The following is a 16,055-nucleotide window of genomic DNA, read 5'->3' as shown; positions in this document are numbered from 1 at the left end:
TGCTTTAGCCCGGCCAGCATTGTCCGCCGCCGTCGATCCTGAGCACTTGGCCCGAGACGAAGGCGCCCATGGGACCTGCAAAGAACTCGACGACGCGTGCGACCTCGTCGACGGTCGCGATGCGGTCGAGCGTGCCGGTCTCGACCATCCTGTCGGGGTCCACCGCGCGCGTGCCGAGGAAGCGGCCGGTGCGGGTATCGCCGGGCGCGATGCAGTTGACGGCGATGTCGTAAGCGCGGAGCTGGTCGGCCAGGCATCGCGTGTAGTGGGTCACGCCGGCCTTCGACACCGCGTAGATCGAGCCCTGGGTGCGGCCCTTGAACGCGGCGACCGAACCGAGCGTGACGATGCGGCCGCGCCGCCGCTCCATCATGCCCTTCGCGACCGCCTGGCAGGTCAGGATGGTCGAGAGCAGATTGCGCTCCAGCACCGCGCGCACATCTGCCTCCTTGATGTTCACCGCGTCGTTCGGGTCCGGCTTGCCGCCGGCGGCTGCGATGTCGCCGCCGGCATTGTGCACGAGGATGTCGATCGGGCCGAGCGCGGCCTCCGTCTCGGCGATCACGCGCGCGATGTCCTCGCCTTTGGTGAGATCGCCGAGCACTCGCTGGCTGCGGACGCCAAATTGCTGGCCGATCTCGGCGGCCACTGCGGTGAGGGTGGTACCCTCGCCATATTCCGCCGGTCCGTTCTCGCGCATGCCGTGGATGGCGACGTCGGCGCCGAGCGCGGCGAGCTTCTCTGCAAAGGCGCGTCCGAGCCCGCGTCCCGCACCGGTCACCAGCGCGACTTTGCCTGCCAAGAGCTTCGCCGTGTCATGCGATGTCATGATCTTTTTCCTGTTGTGAATGTCAGTCTGCCGCGAGATCGAGCCCGATCGCCATCGCCTGCACGAGGCACATCGGTGCGACCAGCGTGCGCAGCGCCGGCTCGGGCATGTCCTGGATCTCAAACACGACGCTTGCGCCTTCGACGATCGGGCTCAGGAGGCTGTCGGTGATGGAAATCGTGGGTACGCCGCGCGCAACGAGTTCGGGAAACAGCCGCGCCGTATCCGGATAGTAGTTCCGGAAGCTGATCGCGACCAGCGCGTCCTCCGTGGTCGCGGCATGCGACTGCTCGTGGATGCTGCCGCCCGTGCCATCGAGCAGGACGACGCGACGTCCGAGCTTGCGCAGCACATAGGCGAGGTGGGTCGCAACCGGAAACGAGCCGCCGAGGCCGAGCAGATAGATGTCGCGCGCTTTCGCGAGGATCGCGGTTGCCGCGTCGAGCTCGCGCGCATGCACGGACTGGCTCAGCGTCACCAGCGCCGATTGCGCTTCCGAGACGAAGCGCGACAGCACCGCGGCCGGCTGGCGGCCGAGCACCGATTTCTCCTCGCTCTTCATGCGGGCGAGCCGGGCCTTGTAGCTTGGCGCGACGCCGGCGACGAGGCGGGAGCGGAACACCTGCTGCATCTCGGTGAAGCCGCCAAAGCCGAGTGCATGGGCGAAGCGAACGATCGCCGAGGGCGGCACGCCCGAGCGCTGTGCCACCTCTGCGACGGTGCCGAGCGCGACATCGGTCGGGTGATCGAGCACGAACTCCGCGATCTGCTGCAGCCGGCCGGACAGCGCCCGGTGCCGCTGCGCAATGGCGCCGCGCAGCTCGTCGTAGCTCATCGCGCCTTGTGCCTTGTTCATCGTCTCGGGTCTCCAGATCGGTCGCCTGTTTAACGGCATTTCACCGTTTGGATCAAATATTCTACTTTACATAATAAATAGAATGAATATTCTAACCACACAAAAAAGCAAAAGATTTCGAAAACGGGAGGAAACGATGAGAGGGCGTCAGATCTCACGGCGAAGCGTTCTGAAGGGCAGCTTGATGGCCAGCGTCATCGGCGGCACCGGCAGTTTCTTCGGGCCGTGGAAAGAGAATCATGCGTGGGCGCAAGGCGCGAAGCCGATCAAGCTCGGCCTGACCTGCGACGCCAGCGGCCAATACGGCAACAGCGGCCAGGATGATTTCCGCGGCATCAAGATGGCCATCGACGAGTTCAACGCCAAAGGCGGCGTGCTCGGGCGCCAGGTCTCGTTCATCACCGCGGACACCGAAACGACGCCGGCGACAGGCAGCCGCGTCGCCGAACGCTTCATCAGCCGCGAGGACTGCACCATCCTGATCGGCGCGCTGCATTCCGGCGTCGCCAACGCCATCACCCAGGTCGCCAGCAAATACGGCGTGATCTACATGAACACCAATTCCTCCGCGCCGAGCGAGGCCGGAGAGAACTGCTCGCGTGTGAAATTCGTCTGGGACGGCAACGGCACCAATTTCTCGAAGGCATCGGTCAGGAACGCCGTCGATTCCATCGGCAAGAACTGGATGCTGCTGACCAACGATTACGTCTGGGGTCACACGACGTCCGCCGCGACCAAGGCGCAGGTCGAGGCTGCCGGCGGCAAGATCATCGACAATCTCCTGGTGCCGCAGAACACGCGCGACTTCACCGCCTATCTCCTGAAGATCCAGCAGTCGAAACCCGACGTGGTGGCGACTGCGATCGGCGGTGACGACATCAAGGCGCTGCGCGAGCAGGTGGCGCAGCTCAAGCTCGACGGCAAGCCCGCCTGGATCAACAACCAGCAGGACTGGCCCGACGTCTGGGGCGCGCCCGACAGCCTGTTCGGCGTGTTCGGCACGACCTGGTATCACAAGCTGCAGCTGCCCGGCGTCGCCGACTTCGTCAAGAAATGGCAAGCCGCCAACAAGGACGGTCCGATCCCGGTGCCCGGCAACGTTTCCTACAACGGTTACATGTCGACGCGCGAATTGCTCCGTGCGATCGAGCGGGCAGGGTCGACCAACAACGTCAAGATCATCAAGGAACTCGAGAGCCTCAAGGTCTCGGCGACCGACCGCATGCAGCATTTCGACGCCTACATGGATCCGGCGACGCATCAGATGCAGCAGACGATCTATCTGGCGCGGCGCAACGCCAAGCCGGCCGACAACACAGATCTGTTCGAGATCATCAGCTGGACGGAGCCGAAATCGGCCGCCGATGACGCTGCGCCCGGCAAGTGCAAGCTCACGCCCTACGAGCAGGTGCCGACCGTCGATTCCTAGAGACGGTACGTCACGTCGCAGAACGGCGGCGCGCAATCTCGTGCGCCGCGCGCCCGGACCATCCGCGTCCCCGGGTGAAGCATGCCAGTTGCGAGAGCCAAGACCTTGTTCGACCTTCTTCCGCATCTCCTCAACGGCCTGACGCTCGGCCTGTTGTTCGCGCTGATCGCGCTCGGCTTCATGCTCATTGTCGGGCTGATGGAGCAGATCAACCTTGCGCATGGGTCCCTGTTCGCGCTCGGGGCTTATGTTGCCATGCAACTGACCGGACCGCGCCCGCCATTGCCGGCCGATCTTGCGAAAGCGTGGCTCGCGCTCCCGCTCGGCTGGCGCTATGCCGCGACGCTCGTGATCTCACCCGTGATCGTGAGTCTCGTCGGCATGCTGATCGAGCTCTGCATGCGGCGCACCTATGGCAAGGACCCGCTGTACGGGCTTCTCCTGACCTTCGGCGCAGCGATGGTGATCGAGGAGTTGATCCGCCTGGTCTGGGGCACGCGCGACTATGTGCTGCAGGTGCCGTCCGCCATCAACGGCGGCTTCCTGTTCGGCGATCTGATCTGGTCGACCTATCGCTTCTACGCGGCGGGCATCGCGGCCGGGATCATCGGCCTGGTCTGGCTGTTGATCGAAAAGACGTCGTTCGGCGCAACCGTCAAGGCCGGTACGCATGACAGCGAGATCGTCCGCGCGCTCGGCATCAACCTGTCGCGCTTGCGGCTGCTGGTGTTCGTGTTCGGCACGATGCTGGCCGCGATCGCGGGCATCATCGTTGCGCCGATCTGGGGCATTCGTCCGCATATGGGCGTCGATGCCGTCATCCCCGCGTTCCTGGTGATCGTGCTCGGCGGCGTCGGCAGCTTTTGGGGCGCGGTCGTGGCGGGGCTGCTGGTCGGGCTCTGTGTCGGCCTTGCCGGTGCCTACGCGTCCGAATGGTCGCTGTTGTCGATGTACATCCTGCTGGTTGCCGTCGTGACGTTCCGTGCACGTGGCCTGTGGGGCAAGAAAAGCGTGCTTGAGGCCTAGGGAATGATTGTGGGATCAAATTCTTCATCCGACGCCGCGCGCCTCGTCACGCCGACGATGCTGGTGCTCTGGCTCGTGCTTGCAACGGTGCCGCTCTGGATCACGCGGATCGGGCTCTATCCCTATCTCGGGATCGAGATCCTGATCTGGTCGCTCTACGCGCTTGCGTTCAACCTGGTGCTGGGCACGGCCGGACTTCCCTCATTCGGACATGGCGCCTATTTCGGCATCGGCGCCTATGCGTTCGGGCTCTGCCAGTTCGACATTGTCGCCAATCTCTGGATCTGTCTCGCTGCCGCGGCCGTGGTCGCGGGGCTTGCCGGCGTGCTGGTGGCGCTGTTCATCTCGCACCGGCGCGGCATCTACTATGCCTTCATGACAATCGCCTTCGGCCAGATCTTCTGGACACTGGCGATCAAGTCGCACCGCATCACCGGCGGTGAGGATGGGCTGCTCAAGATCAAGCGGCTGCCGGCCGATTTCGGACTGGTGTCGTTCGATCTCACCGACAATGTCGCGTTCTACTATTTCGTGCTCGCGGTCTTCGCGGTCGGTACCGCCGTCTTGTGAAGGCGGCTGGTGCACTCGCCCTATGGCCGCGTGGTCGCTGCGATCAGGCAGAGCGAGGTTCGCGCCGCCCATCTCGGCTATAACGTGTGGCTCTACAAGGCGTCGGTCTTTGCGCTGTCGGCGGCCGTGTCCGGCTTTGCCGGCGGACTGTTCGCGATGGCGCAGCTCGCCGCATTCCCCGACGTCATGAGCCTGCATCAATCCGGCTACGTCGTGATGATGACGCTGGTCGGTGGCGGGCTCGTCAGCTTCTGGGGGCCGGTGATCGGCGTGTTTCTCTTCCTCACCGCGCGCGACGTGATCGGCGCTCTGACCAATGCCTGGATGCTCTATTTTGGTCTGCTGTTCATTGCGATCGTGCTGTTCCGCCCGGAAGGCATTGCGGGCGCGCTCTCGGCCGCCGTGCAGCAACATTCATTGAACGCGCTAAGGCGACGCGGCACGTCCGCGATGCGACTGCTGGTCGGGGGCGGGCGATGAGCATGATCGAGGCCGCAGGTGTGCACGTTCGCTTCGGCGATCGCGTCGTGCTGGAAAGCGTCGATCTCGCGGTGGCCGAGGGCGAGTTTCACGGCGTGATGGGCCCCAACGGCGCGGGCAAGACCACCTTCTTCAACGTCCTCACCGGCAGGGTGAAACCGAGCCGCGGCCGAGTCCTGCTCGGCGGCGAGGATGTCACGGGATTGAGCCCGCACCGCATCGCCGCCAAGGGCATCGCCCGCTCGTTTCAGATCATGACCCTGTTCGACGAATTTTCCGCCCGCGACAACGTCATGATGGGCTTGCCCGCGTTTCGCGCCCGTGGCCTCGATATCGCCCGGGCCGCAGCCGGTGACCGCAGGTTTGCCGAGCAGGCATCCGAAGCGCTCGCCGCTGTGGGGCTTGCCGACAAGGGCGATGTCCGCGCCAAGGATCTGTCCTATGGCGACCGCCGCGCACTCGAGATCGCGGTCGCCCTGGCGCAGGCCCCGCGCGTGCTGTGCCTGGACGAGCCGACCTCCGGCCTCGGCTCCGACGGTGTGCAGCGGCTGGCAGCTCTGGTGGCGCGCCTGAAGGGCCAGCTGACCATCGTCGCCATCGAGCACGACATGGAGTTCCTGTTCTCGCTCGCCGATCGCATCTCGGTCATCCATTGGGGCCAGGTGGTGGCGCGTGGCACGCCGCACGAGCTGCAGCAGAACGAATGGGTGCGTCGCTCCAATCTCGGGAAGTTCGCATGATCCTCGAAGTGGATGGGGTCGATACCTTCTACGGCGAGACCCAGGCGCTGTTCGGCGCTTCGCTCGCTATCGAGCACGCCAAGGTGTTTGCACTGCTCGGGCCGAACGGCGCCGGCAAGACCACCATGCTCCGTTCGATTCTCGGGCTGACCCGCCCGCGCCGCGGCGCGGTTCGCTTCGACGGGCATGATGTGACGCGCGATCCGACCCATGAGATCGCGCGCGCCGGCATCGGCTGGGTGCCCGACGACCGGCGGCTGTGCCCGACCTTGTCGGTGGCGCGCAACCTCGCGATCGCGCAGAAGCGCACGCGCTTCCGCAACTGGAGCGTCAAGGAGGCCGCCGCGATCTTTTCGCCGCTCGAATATCTCATGGAGCGCGACTGCGAGAACCTGTCAGGCGGCGAGATGCAGATGGTTGCGATTGCACGCGCATTGGTCGGATCGCCGGGACTGGTCCTGTTCGACGAGCCGAGCCAGGGTCTTGCGCCAAAGATCGTCGGCGACGTGCTCGCGACCATATTGCGCATGAAAGAGGAGGGGATCGCCTCGCTGGTCGTGGAACAGAATGCGGAGATCGCGCTGTCGGTCGCAGACCACGCCGCGGTGATCGATCGCGGCCGGATCGTCTGGACCGGTGAGGCCGCGACCTTGCGTGATGATCGCGCCCTTCGGCAGCGCTTGCTGGGAGTACAATAAGTGGCCGCACCTCTGCTCGTTCTCGATGATGTCCGCAAGGTCTATACCAGGGGCCGCGTTATTCGCCGTCCGACATTCACGCTTCAGGCAAACCTGTCTCTCGAGGAGCCGGGTATCGTCGGCGTGGTCGGGCCGAACGGCGCCGGCAAGACGACCTTGTTCGAGATGATGACCGGCTCCAACGCGCCGACCTCGGGCCGCGTGCTAGTCGCGGGCACCGACATCCACGGCGTCAAATATCGCGAGCGCGACCGGCTCGCGATCCACTATCACCAATCCTATCAGGTCAGGCGGTTTCGCAAGCGCATTCCGTCCGCCTTGCTGGCGCCGTCGCCGACCCGGACGCCGCTGGTTCACTTGTTCGACGAACCGCAGTTCAACCTGCAGGACGGCTATATCGGCTTCATGCTCGATTTCTTCCGCAAGCTGCGCGACGAGGGTAGGCTGGTCATCCTCTGCATGCATCCGACAGCTAGCTGGCACCTCGACATCCTCGCCGAGATCGCCGGGCAATTCCTGTTCGTCGCTGGTGGCGGCGTGACGCGGATGGCGGACTTCCGCACGCTCGCCGCCGAGCCGCGCTTCCGCCTCTATCTCGGACCGGAGATGACGCGCGCAGCGGACGCCATCTGTCACAGCTCGACGTAAAAGGAGACTCCGTTGACCTATTCGAACACGCAGCTTTTCATTGGCGGCAAATGGCGCCCGGCCCATTCGGGCAAGGTGATCGAGGTGCGCAATCCCGCGACCGAGGAGGTGATCGGCACCGTCGCGCATGCCGGCCAATCCGATCTCGACGAGGCGCTCGCCGCTGCTTCCGCCGGCTTCAAGGTCTGGCGCAATGTCGCGCCGTTCGAGCGTTGCCGGATCATGCGCAAGGCTGCCGCGATCATGCGCGAGCGTAATGACGAGATCGCGCCGCTGCTGACGATGGAGCAGGGCAAGACGCTGGGCGAGGCCAAAATGGAGGCGATGGCCGCCGCTGACGTGATCGAGTGGTTCGCGGAGGAGGCCAAGCGCGCCTACGGCCGGTTGATCCCCGCGCGCGGCCCCGGCATCTACCAGATCGCGATGAAGGAGCCGGTCGGTCCGGTCGCCGCGTTCACGCCCTGGAATTTCCCGATCAACCAGGTCGTGCGCAAGCTTTCCGCAGCGCTCGCCGCCGGCTGCTCGATCATCGTCAAGGCGCCGGAGGAGACGCCAGCCTCGCCCGCGCAGCTGATCCGTGCGTTTGCCGATGCGGGCGTGCCCGATGGCGTCATCAACCTCGTCTACGGCGTGCCGTCGGAGATCTCCGAATATCTGATCCCGCATCCGGTGATCCGAAAAATCTCCTTCACCGGCTCGACCCATGTCGGCAAGCAGCTCAATGCGCTTGCGGGCCTGCACATGAAGCGCGCCACCATGGAGCTCGGCGGCCATGCGCCGGCGATCGTCTTTGGGGATGCCGACGTCGCGTCGGCCGCGAAGATCCTCGCGGCGGCGAAATATCGCAACGCCGGCCAGGTCTGCATTTCGCCGACGCGGATGCTGGTGCAGGACGATGTGTTCCGCGAATTCGTCGACAAATTCGTCGACAGCGCCAAGGCGTTCAAGGTCGGCAACGGCCTCGATCCCGACTCCAAGATGGGCTCGCTCGCCAATCCGCGCCGCGTCACCGCCATCGAAGGCATGGTGCAGGATGCCGTCGGCAAGGGCGCCAGGCTCGAGACCGGCGGCAAGCGGGTCGGCAACAAGGGCCACTTCTTCGAGCCGACCGTGGTGAGCGATGTGCCGAAGGATGCGCGCGCGATGAACGAGGAGCCGTTCGGCCCGCTCGCGCTGATCTCCCGCTTCTCGTCATTCGACGACGTGGTCGAGGAGGCCAACCGGCTGCCCTTTGGCCTTGCCTCCTACGCCTTCACCAGCTCGGCCAAGACGGCGGCTGCGATCGGCGCGGCGGTCGAGGCCGGCATGATGTCGATCAACAGCTTTGGTCTGGCACTGCCCGAAGTGCCGTTTGGCGGGATCAAGGATTCCGGCTATGGCTCGGAAGGCGGCACCGAGGCGATGGAAGGCTACTTCAACACCAAGTTCATCAGCCAGACGGGCGTGTGAGCGGGCGTTGCATGCGACGCCGCGCGATGATCGCGCGGCTTAGCGCTTGACGAAAACCAGGTTGCAGGCACGCGCCTCGTTACGCTTGCCGCTGCCGCGGGTGCGATCGAAATGCGCGTCGACCGTGAAGGCGTAGGGCGAGCCGGGTGCGAGGTTGTTGAGTGTGTAGGTGCTCGCCCCCGTCGTGCCGCGCGCGCTCAAGGTCGTCTTGCCGTCCGCGGGGATCTGGCCGTCGATCTCCAGCCGATTGACACCGCCCGGGCCCTGCACCTCGGCGTGAAACACGCCATTGGTCACGGTGGCGACCAGGGGCCTGGTGAAGCCCTGCGCCTTGCCGGAAGCCGGGCAGTTCAACGTCACGTCCCAGCTGCCGTCGAAATCCTTGCTTCCCGTGGTTCTGACGTTGCCGGAAGGCGCCAGCGCCACTTTCTGCTTCAGGCCCTCAATGCGTGCCTTGGCGAGGGTGGCGAAGATGCAGTTCGGGAATCTCGCGAGATGATCCTCAAAGGCACCCAGCGTGCCGATGCCCTCAGCAGCCTTCCAGTGCGCCTCGGCGGCCGCGCAGGGATCGGCCTTCGGTGCAGCTTGGGGGGCCGCCGGCGCGACCGTGACCGTTACAGGCCCGTTCAGATAGAACTTGCCGATGATCGACAGCGACAGCTCCGGCAGCTGGGTCTTGCCGCTGGAATCATAGACGTCGCTGCTGATGTCGCGAAAGACGTCGCCGATTTCCTGCGGCTCCTCGATGTGCTTGAGGAACGCGGTCGTGTAGGGGCTGTTGCGGCCGGTGCCGTCGGCGGCGACCTGCCCTGATTGCGTCGAGAACGACACGATCGTGCCGCGGGGCGCCTCGACTTTCGACAAGCCACGTCCGATCGAGGCGGCGCGGGTCGAGCCGGCAGAGCGCTTCAAGGTTTCGGCCAGTGGATTGTCGCGGCAGGAATCGAGCACGAGGATGCGCAAATTCTTGGCCTGCTGCAAATCGTTCACGATGTCGTCGACGCGCACGAAGCGCTTGAGGTCGGCTTCATCCGTCAGCACGGCGTCGACGGGCATCAGATAGTTGACGCCGTTGTACTGCATCGCATGGCCGCTGTAGTAGAACATCGCGACATCGGCGCGGCTGGCGGCGCGCGAGAAGCGGATGGTCAGGTCCTGCATGTCGGCCTGGCGCAGGTCGATACCCTGGAACACCTCGAAACCGCTGCGCTTGAGCGAGGCCGCGACGTCTTCGGCGTCATGCGACGGGTTGGGTAGCTGCGCCGTAGAGACATAAGCGCCGTTGCCGATCACCAGCGCGACCCGCGTTTCCGCCGATGCGGGGGTAAGGCTCAGTCCTAGGCTCAGCCAGAGGGCGAGGAGGGTCAGGAAAAAATGACGCAAAATTCCAGAAGGAGCACGCATGAATGCCTTCCAGGGAAATATCGAAAAATATCCCCCAGATTAGCGCATGCCGCGTCGGTATCAATGCCCTCGCTGTGGACCCGTCAGATTTGGCGACCGTGACATCCTGTCACGCCGGGTTTGCCGCCACCGTCTTGCGCAGCTCCATCTCGGTTGCAATCGCTTCCCGCACGGCGGGCCGTGCCTGCATGCGCGCGAGATAGGCCGACAGGCTTGGCCATTGCGCGATGTCGACGCCCGCGGGACGGAGCAGCAGCAGGGCCCAGGCGAGGTGTGCATCTGCGACGGTGAAACGGTCGCCGACGAGGAATTCGCGGTCCGCGAGATGTGCCGACGGCACCGCCAATGTCTGCGTGATCCTCGCACGCGGCTTGGCGAGCGAGCCATCGTCCTTGTACCAGAAGGTCGGAAACAGGAATGCCTTGTGGATCTCGGCGCCGATGAAGCTCAGCCATTCCTGCAGGCGGTAGCGGTCGGGATCGCCGAACCGGGGCGCGAGACCCGCCTCCGGCTTCGCATCGGCGATGTATTGCAGCACCGCCGCGCTTTCGGTCAGCCGGTCGCCGTTCTCCAGCACCAGGACCGGCACCGCGCCCATCGGCGACACGCCGCGGAAATCGCCGTCGTCGTCCGCGACCGTCTTGGTCCGGAGATGCACCAGATGATAGCGCGCATCGAGGCCGGCCTCCATCAGCGCGATGCGGCTCGCAAGCGAGCAGGCCATCGGCGAGAAATAGAGCTGCAGCATCGCGATGCTCCGTTATTTCAGTGCATCGCCGCGCGCGATGATCGCGAAGCGGTCGGATAGCTCGGCGAGTGCAACCTCGTGGATGGTCCGGGCGTCCAGCGTGCCGCCGCGGCCGTCGGGCAGGTCGCGCGTGGCGCAGGCATCGGCGTCAACAGTCGTGCGAAAGCCGAGGTCGAGCGCGGCACGGGCGGTGGAGCTGACGCACATATGCGTCATGAAGCCGGCCAGTACGATGTTCTTCCTGTCGGTTGCGGCAAGGCGCACCTGCAGATCGGTGCCGGCAAACGCATTGGGCAACTCCTTCTCGATCACCAGCTCGCCGGCACGGGGACTCAGCTCGGCGACGATGGCGCCGCGGTCGGCACCGCGATCGAACAGGCTGCCGGCCTTGCCGCGATGGGCGATATGGATGATCGCGGCTCCGCTCTCGCGTGCCCGTGCCAGGAGCGCGGCCGCCCGCGCTGCAGCAGGGTCTTTGCGGTCGTCATGGTCTGGAAATCTCCGGGGCAAAAGGCTGCACAAACATAGCCCCGGGAATGCCTGCCGATATGCAGGGATATTGCAGCGGGTGGCTGCGATATTGCAGGCTGTTCCCGGCCGGTATAGCCTGACGCCATGAACTGGGACGATCTGCGCATCATCGCCGCCGTCAGGGACGAGGGCACCTACGCGGGCGCCAGCGCGCGGCTGCGCATCGACGAAACCACGGTCGGACGCAGGCTGTCGCGCATCGAGCGTGCGCTCGGTTTGCGTCTGTTCGAGGCGGCCGACGGCGTCCGCAGACCGACGCGGAGTTGCGAGGCGGTGCTGGCGCATGTCGAAGCGATGGCCGCACATGCCGCCGAGATCGGTCGCGTCGGCGCGAGCCTGGCAGGTCCGGTGGGACGCCTGCGCATCGCCTCCACCAACACGTTTGCCGAGGAGGTGCTGTCGCCGCGCGCGAGCGACTTCCTGCGCGCCAATCCCGGTCTGACGCTGCAATTCCTCACCTCGAGCGAGAACGTCAAGTTCTCGCGCTGGGAGGCCGATCTCGCCATCCGGCTACGCAAACCCGACAAGGGTGACTTCGCGATCTCCAGGCTCGGCGAGATCCGCATTTACTATTTCGAGCCTGTCGCGACCGAGGGCGAGCCGGTGCTGTGCGCCTATCCGGACGAACTCGGTGCCATTCCCGAGATGCAATTCCTGCGCATGAAGCAAGCTCGCGCGCGCTGCGTCACCGACAACGTTCGCGTCATCCGTAACCTGATCCGCGCGCATCGGGCCGTCGGCGTGTTGCCGGAGTATGTTTGCGCGGACTTGCTCGGCGATCGCCGCCTGCGCGCCACGCTGCTGCCGAAGCGGCGCGACGCCTGGCTGCTGGTGCAGAACCATCTCAAGCGCGATCCCGCGACGCGTGTGACGATCGACTGGGTGAGGGCGTGTTTTCAGGAAACGTCGCGCGGTTGACGTCACGCTTCAGTCATTCGATAGCAAGATCTCTTGCTGTATCTTTTGATTGAGATTGCCTTCCTGATCCTAACATCCGGTCGTCATTCCGGGGCGGCGCGAAGCGCCGAGCCCGGAATCCATAACCACAGGCTGGTGGAATGGCCTACTACGTCTACATCCTGGCAAGTAGGAAGTACGGCACGTTGTACATCGGTGTAACGAGCGACCTCGTTCGACGCGTCTACGAGCACAAGACCAAGATCGTCCCGGGTTTCACCAAGCGATACGCTATCGACAAGCTGGTTCTGTTCGAGATTTTCGATGACCCCGTAAGCGCAATCGCTCGCGAGAAAGAGCTCAAGAAGTGGCGGCGGGATTGGAAGACGCGATTGATCGATGAACAGAATCCGAATTGGGATGATCTCTACAGCGGCATCTCCAATTAGGCCTGTGGTTATGGATTCCGGGCTCGCGGCTTCGCCGCGCCCCGGAATGACAAACCAAAAAATCTCGCACCACCCCCTTGCAACCCGAACGTGCTTCGTCTATTAGCGCCCTCCTTCGCTAGGCCATGGGTTCGGGCTCTCTGAGATCCCGACCGGCGCGGGCCGCTCTGCGGTTTCGTGTTCCGCCGAATGAAGGGCAAACGCAGGATGTGGCTCATGGAGAGCGTCGGGCTGAAAACCCGAAGGCATCGGTTCGATTCCGGTCTCTTGCACAAAGGATAGCTCAGTTTGGTAGAGCAGATGACTGTTACTCATCGTGACGCGGGTTCGAATCCCGCTCCAGCGCTCCGTTTCAGCCTGAAAAGCTGATACCTCTGAAGGGGACCGGACGCGCGCTTCAGTCGCCGTCCGGCCGTATTGCCCTAAAGGCTTTCGTCCGAACAACGACACTGTGAGACCGGCTTCGCGCCGCGGTGGATACCGCCTGCGCTGATGCCGGGTGGCTCCGCATGACCGCTCGACACGCGTCGAGCGATCGCGCGCGTGCGCCCGTCATCATGCAAGCTCCGGCCCGCCGATCTCCCGGGAAGCGTCGTCCGCGTCCTCATGTCCTTTGCAAACGAAACCCGCTATCCGGCCGCGTGCGGCCGGAGGCAACATGATGGAGGCGTGCCATGACCTGGCACTTGCTGATGCTGAACGTGACGGTGAAGGATGGCGAGCGCGCGTTGCTCACGCGCAACGGACAGCTCGTGCGCGTGCTCGCGCCCGGCAAGCACCGGCTGTTCGATCCCCTGCACGAGCTGAAGGCCGAGGTGCTCGACGTGGTCCGCAGCGAATTCTCCGCGGATCGCTACGCGGTGCTGAAGGCCGCGCGGCCTGATCTGGCCGCGGAGCTGTTCGAGGCGATCGAGACCAAGGCGGACGAGATCGCCATCGTCAGCCTCGACGGCCGGCCCGTGCATCTGATGACGCCCTGGCAGGTGCGCGTCTACTGGAAGGTCGCGACCCGCATCGATGTCGAGCGCATCGATGTGTCCGCCGATCCCCGGGTTGGCGCGCGGCACCTGACCATGATCGAGCGCAACCGCTCGACTGTCGTGATGGAAGCGGTGGTCGAGAACCACGAGGCGGGCCTGCTCTATGTCGAGGGCCGGCTCGTGGAGCGGCTTGCGCCTGGCCGGCACGCCTTCTGGACTGTCGGCCGCAAGATCGAGGTGAAGCGCCTCGACCTGCGGCCCCAGGCGGTCGAGATCACCGCACAGGAGATGCTGACCAAGGATCGCATCGCGCTGCGGGTGACGCTGACGGCGTTCCGCAGGATCGTCGATCCCGAGCGCACGGTTGCGACCGTGCCCGACGTGGATGCGTGGCTGTACCGCCTGGTGCAGTTCGCGATCCGCGAGGCGGTGGCGGGCCGGACGCTGGACGAGGTGCTGTCTGCGAAGGCGGCGCTGGATGCGGAGCTGCGCGACTATGTGCGGGCACGCGTCGCAGAGTCCGGCGTGGAGGTGACCGAGCTCGGCGTCAAGGATGTGATCCTGCCCGGCGAGATCCGGGAGCTGGTGAACAAGGTGGTGGAGGCGGAGCGGGTCGCGAAGGCGAACCTGATCCGCCGGCAGGAGGAGACCGCGGCGACGCGTTCGCTCCTGAACACCGCCCGCCTGATGGAGGAGAACCCCCTGCTGCTGCGGCTCAAGGAGCTGGAGTCGCTGGAGCGGCTGGTCGAGAAGGTCGGCCGCATCGACCTCCATGCCGGCAACGGCGAGGGCCTCGATGCCCTCCTGGCCCGGCTCGTGCGCCTGAAGGCGCCCGAGAGCGCATGACGCAGAAGGGCCGCCCACGGGCGGCCCTTCACATCTCCATTGTCGACGTTTGCGATGAACGCGTGCGCGCGCCGGTGCGACCAAAACCATGAGTGGGTATTGCACGCGCGCGAAGGTTGCGTAATCTCACGGTGACTCGATCATGGCAAGCGAATGACCACTCTTCAGCAAACGATCCGCCCTACGGCCCGGCCGCGGGAATGGAAGGCGATCGTCGTCCTGATCCTGTTGATCCCGGTGCTGTGGTCGCCGCCGTTCCTGTTTCGCTTCTTCCTGTATCAGCCGTTCAACATCCCGTCGGGTTCGATGGCACCGACGCTGATGGTCGGCGACTACGTCTTTGCCGCCAAATATGCTTATGGCTACGGCCGCTATTCCTTCCCTTTCGCGCCGTCCTGGATCTCGGGCCGTGTCTTTGCCGCCGAGCCCGAGCACGGTGACGTCGTCGTGTTTCGCGCGCCGAAGGACACCTCGGTCGACTACGTCAAGCGCGTGGTCGGGCTGCCCGGCGACCGCATCCAGATGCGGCAGGGACAGCTTTTCCTCAATGACAGGCCGGTGACGCGCGTCGCGCTCGCAAACGGGCTCGCCGGCACCGCCTGCGGTCTGGATGGCAGCGTCAAGGTCAAGCGCTGGCGCGAGACGCTGCCCAATGGCAATTCCTACATCACCTACGACTGCGTCGAGAACGGCTATTACGACAACACCAATGTCTACGCCGTGCCGCCCGGCCATTTCTTCGTGCTGGGCGACAACCGCGACAACTCGAGCGACAGCCGCGTGATGGCAACGATGGGTTTCATCCCGATGGACAACCTCGTCGGGCGGGTGACCCGGATCTTCTGGTCGCTCGATGAAGATGGCGAGCCGCACATGGAGCGGCTGGGGAAGGTCTGGTGACGGGGGGAGAGAGTTTGCCCAAAACAAAAACCCCGGCATCGCTGCCGGGGTTTCGTAGTCCTTGAGGTGGTTGGACCTTAGAAGTCCATGCCGCCCATGCCGCCGCCCGGGGGCATCGCCGGACCGGCGCCGCCCTTCTTGGGCAGCTCGGCGACCATGGCTTCCGTGGTGATCAGGAGCGCCGCAACCGAAGCTGCGTTCTGGATCGCGGTACGGACCACCTTGGTCGGGTCGATGATGCCCTTCTTGACGAGGTCGGCATAGTCGCCGGTCTGGGAGTCGAAGCCGTAGGCGTACGTCTTGTTCTCCAGGATCTTGCCGACGATCACCGAACCGTCTTCACCGGCGTTGATCGCGATCTGGCGAGCGGGAGCCGACAGCGCCTTACGGACGATCTCGACGCCGGTCTTCTGGTCGTCGTTCTTGGTGCGCAGACCCTTGAGCTGCTCGGAGGCACGGAGCAGGGCGACGCCGCCGCCCGGGACGATGCCTTCCTCGACCGCCGCGCGGGTCGCATGCATCGCGTCATCAACGCGATCCTTGCGCTCCTTCACCTCGACCTCGGTCGCGCCGCC

General features: G+C 64.9%; 16 protein-coding genes, 2 tRNA genes and 1 pseudogene. 13 read left to right on the top strand and 6 right to left on the bottom strand.

Features of this window, described 5'->3' with window-relative positions:
- Positions 1-4: 4 nt before the first annotated feature.
- Positions 5-829: an SDR family NAD(P)-dependent oxidoreductase gene (locus tag QJT78_RS06840; RefSeq protein WP_028147417.1), complete on the bottom strand. Its 825-nt coding sequence runs from the start codon at positions 827-829 to the stop codon at positions 5-7.
- A gap of 22 nt (positions 830-851) precedes the next feature.
- Positions 852-1,685, bottom strand: coding sequence for a MurR/RpiR family transcriptional regulator (locus QJT78_RS06835; protein WP_028147416.1), 834 nt, complete (start codon positions 1,683-1,685; stop codon positions 852-854).
- Positions 1,686-1,821: 136 nt separating this feature from the next.
- Here QJT78_RS06835 and QJT78_RS06830 point away from each other — a divergent pair, with 136 nt between their 5' ends.
- The 7 genes and pseudogenes from QJT78_RS06830 (at position 1,822) to QJT78_RS06800 (ending at position 8,725) form a co-directional block, all read left to right on the top strand.
- A complete protein-coding gene (locus QJT78_RS06830; RefSeq protein WP_028147415.1) occupies positions 1,822-3,114 on the top strand; it encodes an ABC transporter substrate-binding protein in 1,293 nt (430 codons plus the stop codon).
- Between the two features lie 81 nt (positions 3,115-3,195).
- Positions 3,196-4,140 carry a branched-chain amino acid ABC transporter permease gene (locus QJT78_RS06825; RefSeq protein WP_038975556.1) on the top strand — a complete coding sequence of 315 codons (945 nt, stop codon included), beginning with the start codon at positions 3,196-3,198 and terminating at the stop codon, positions 4,138-4,140.
- Positions 4,141-4,143: 3 nt separating this feature from the next.
- A pseudogene (locus QJT78_RS06820) lies at positions 4,144-5,190 on the top strand (branched-chain amino acid ABC transporter permease).
- Positions 5,187-5,930 carry an ABC transporter ATP-binding protein gene (locus QJT78_RS06815; RefSeq protein ID WP_028147412.1) on the top strand — a complete coding sequence of 248 codons (744 nt, stop codon included), beginning with the start codon at positions 5,187-5,189 and terminating at the stop codon, positions 5,928-5,930. Before QJT78_RS06820 ends, QJT78_RS06815 begins: the two are co-directional and overlap by 4 nt.
- The gene (locus tag QJT78_RS06810; RefSeq protein ID WP_028147411.1) at positions 5,927-6,628 is read left to right on the top strand and encodes an ABC transporter ATP-binding protein; all 702 of its coding nucleotides are present in this window, start codon (positions 5,927-5,929) and stop codon (positions 6,626-6,628) included. Before QJT78_RS06815 ends, QJT78_RS06810 begins: the two co-directional genes overlap by 4 nt.
- Positions 6,629-7,276, top strand: a complete 648-nt coding sequence (locus QJT78_RS06805; protein ID WP_028147410.1) for an ATP-binding cassette domain-containing protein — start codon at positions 6,629-6,631, stop codon at positions 7,274-7,276.
- 12 nt (positions 7,277-7,288) lie between these two features.
- Entirely contained in the window at positions 7,289-8,725 is a 1,437-nt protein-coding gene (locus tag QJT78_RS06800; RefSeq protein WP_028147409.1) for an NAD-dependent succinate-semialdehyde dehydrogenase, read from the top strand.
- Positions 8,726-8,764: 39 nt separating this feature from the next.
- Here QJT78_RS06800 and QJT78_RS06795 read toward each other — a convergent pair whose 3' ends face one another.
- The 3 genes from QJT78_RS06795 to QJT78_RS06785 all read right to left on the bottom strand — a co-directional run bounded on the left by QJT78_RS06795 (position 8,765) and on the right by QJT78_RS06785 (position 11,387).
- Positions 8,765-10,129 (bottom strand): caspase family protein, encoded by a 1,365-nt coding sequence (locus tag QJT78_RS06795; RefSeq protein ID WP_028147408.1) that lies wholly within the window; start codon positions 10,127-10,129, stop codon positions 8,765-8,767.
- Between the two features lie 109 nt (positions 10,130-10,238).
- Positions 10,239-10,877 (bottom strand): glutathione binding-like protein, encoded by a 639-nt coding sequence (locus QJT78_RS06790; RefSeq protein WP_028147407.1) that lies wholly within the window; start codon positions 10,875-10,877, stop codon positions 10,239-10,241.
- 12 nt (positions 10,878-10,889) lie between these two features.
- On the bottom strand, positions 10,890-11,387 hold the full coding sequence (locus QJT78_RS06785; protein WP_281460200.1) for a cysteine hydrolase family protein: 498 nt from the start codon (positions 11,385-11,387) through the stop codon (positions 10,890-10,892).
- A 105-nt stretch (positions 11,388-11,492) separates the two neighbouring features.
- On the opposite strand from QJT78_RS06785, the gene QJT78_RS06780 reads away from it, so the two are divergent.
- The 6 genes from QJT78_RS06780 (at position 11,493) to lepB (ending at position 15,480) form a co-directional block, all read left to right on the top strand.
- On the top strand, positions 11,493-12,326 hold the full coding sequence (locus QJT78_RS06780; protein ID WP_038943993.1) for a LysR family transcriptional regulator: 834 nt from the start codon (positions 11,493-11,495) through the stop codon (positions 12,324-12,326).
- A gap of 140 nt (positions 12,327-12,466) precedes the next feature.
- The gene (locus QJT78_RS06775) at positions 12,467-12,754 is read left to right on the top strand and encodes a GIY-YIG nuclease family protein (protein WP_028154365.1); all 288 of its coding nucleotides are present in this window, start codon (positions 12,467-12,469) and stop codon (positions 12,752-12,754) included.
- Between the two features lie 202 nt (positions 12,755-12,956).
- Positions 12,957-13,026 (top strand) — tRNA-Phe (locus tag QJT78_RS06770).
- A 4-nt stretch (positions 13,027-13,030) separates the two neighbouring features.
- Positions 13,031-13,096, top strand: a tRNA-Asn gene (locus QJT78_RS06765).
- A 332-nt stretch (positions 13,097-13,428) separates the two neighbouring features.
- Positions 13,429-14,580: a slipin family protein gene (locus QJT78_RS06760; RefSeq protein WP_038943992.1), complete on the top strand. Its 1,152-nt coding sequence runs from the start codon at positions 13,429-13,431 to the stop codon at positions 14,578-14,580.
- Between the two features lie 153 nt (positions 14,581-14,733).
- The gene (gene lepB / locus QJT78_RS06755; protein ID WP_028154363.1) at positions 14,734-15,480 is read left to right on the top strand and encodes a signal peptidase I; all 747 of its coding nucleotides are present in this window, start codon (positions 14,734-14,736) and stop codon (positions 15,478-15,480) included.
- 77 nt (positions 15,481-15,557) lie between these two features.
- On the opposite strand, the gene QJT78_RS06750 is transcribed toward lepB, so the two are convergent.
- A partial coding sequence (locus tag QJT78_RS06750; protein WP_281460199.1) for a TCP-1/cpn60 chaperonin family protein occupies positions 15,558-16,055 on the bottom strand: 498 nt, incomplete at its 5' end.

This window comes from Bradyrhizobium sp. Mp27, assembly GCF_029953005.1.
Taxonomy (GTDB): domain Bacteria; phylum Pseudomonadota; class Alphaproteobacteria; order Rhizobiales; family Xanthobacteraceae; genus Bradyrhizobium; species Bradyrhizobium barranii.
The sequence above is the reverse complement of the archived record's forward strand: the minus strand, read 5'-3'. Positions and strand labels throughout refer to the sequence as shown.

Bases quoted from the DNA above. Each gene is read 5' to 3' on its own strand.
- QJT78_RS06760 (WP_038943992.1), top strand. From the start codon at position 13,429: ATGACCTGGCACTTGCTGATGCTGAACGTGACGGTGAAGGATGGCGAG.
- QJT78_RS06790 (WP_028147407.1), bottom strand. From the start codon at position 10,877: ATGCTGCAGCTCTATTTCTCGCCGATGGCCTGCTCGCTTGCGAGCCGC.
- QJT78_RS06825 (WP_038975556.1), top strand. From the start codon at position 3,196: ATGCCAGTTGCGAGAGCCAAGACCTTGTTCGACCTTCTTCCGCATCTC.
- QJT78_RS06795 (WP_028147408.1), bottom strand. From the start codon at position 10,129: ATGCGTGCTCCTTCTGGAATTTTGCGTCATTTTTTCCTGACCCTCCTC.
- QJT78_RS06815 (WP_028147412.1), top strand. From the start codon at position 5,187: ATGAGCATGATCGAGGCCGCAGGTGTGCACGTTCGCTTCGGCGATCGC.
- lepB (WP_028154363.1), top strand. From the start codon at position 14,734: ATGACCACTCTTCAGCAAACGATCCGCCCTACGGCCCGGCCGCGGGAA.
- QJT78_RS06810 (WP_028147411.1), top strand. From the start codon at position 5,927: ATGATCCTCGAAGTGGATGGGGTCGATACCTTCTACGGCGAGACCCAG.
- QJT78_RS06835 (WP_028147416.1), bottom strand. From the start codon at position 1,685: ATGAACAAGGCACAAGGCGCGATGAGCTACGACGAGCTGCGCGGCGCC.
- QJT78_RS06840 (WP_028147417.1), bottom strand. From the start codon at position 829: ATGACATCGCATGACACGGCGAAGCTCTTGGCAGGCAAAGTCGCGCTG.
- QJT78_RS06780 (WP_038943993.1), top strand. From the start codon at position 11,493: ATGAACTGGGACGATCTGCGCATCATCGCCGCCGTCAGGGACGAGGGC.
- QJT78_RS06775 (WP_028154365.1), top strand. From the start codon at position 12,467: ATGGCCTACTACGTCTACATCCTGGCAAGTAGGAAGTACGGCACGTTG.
- QJT78_RS06830 (WP_028147415.1), top strand. From the start codon at position 1,822: ATGAGAGGGCGTCAGATCTCACGGCGAAGCGTTCTGAAGGGCAGCTTG.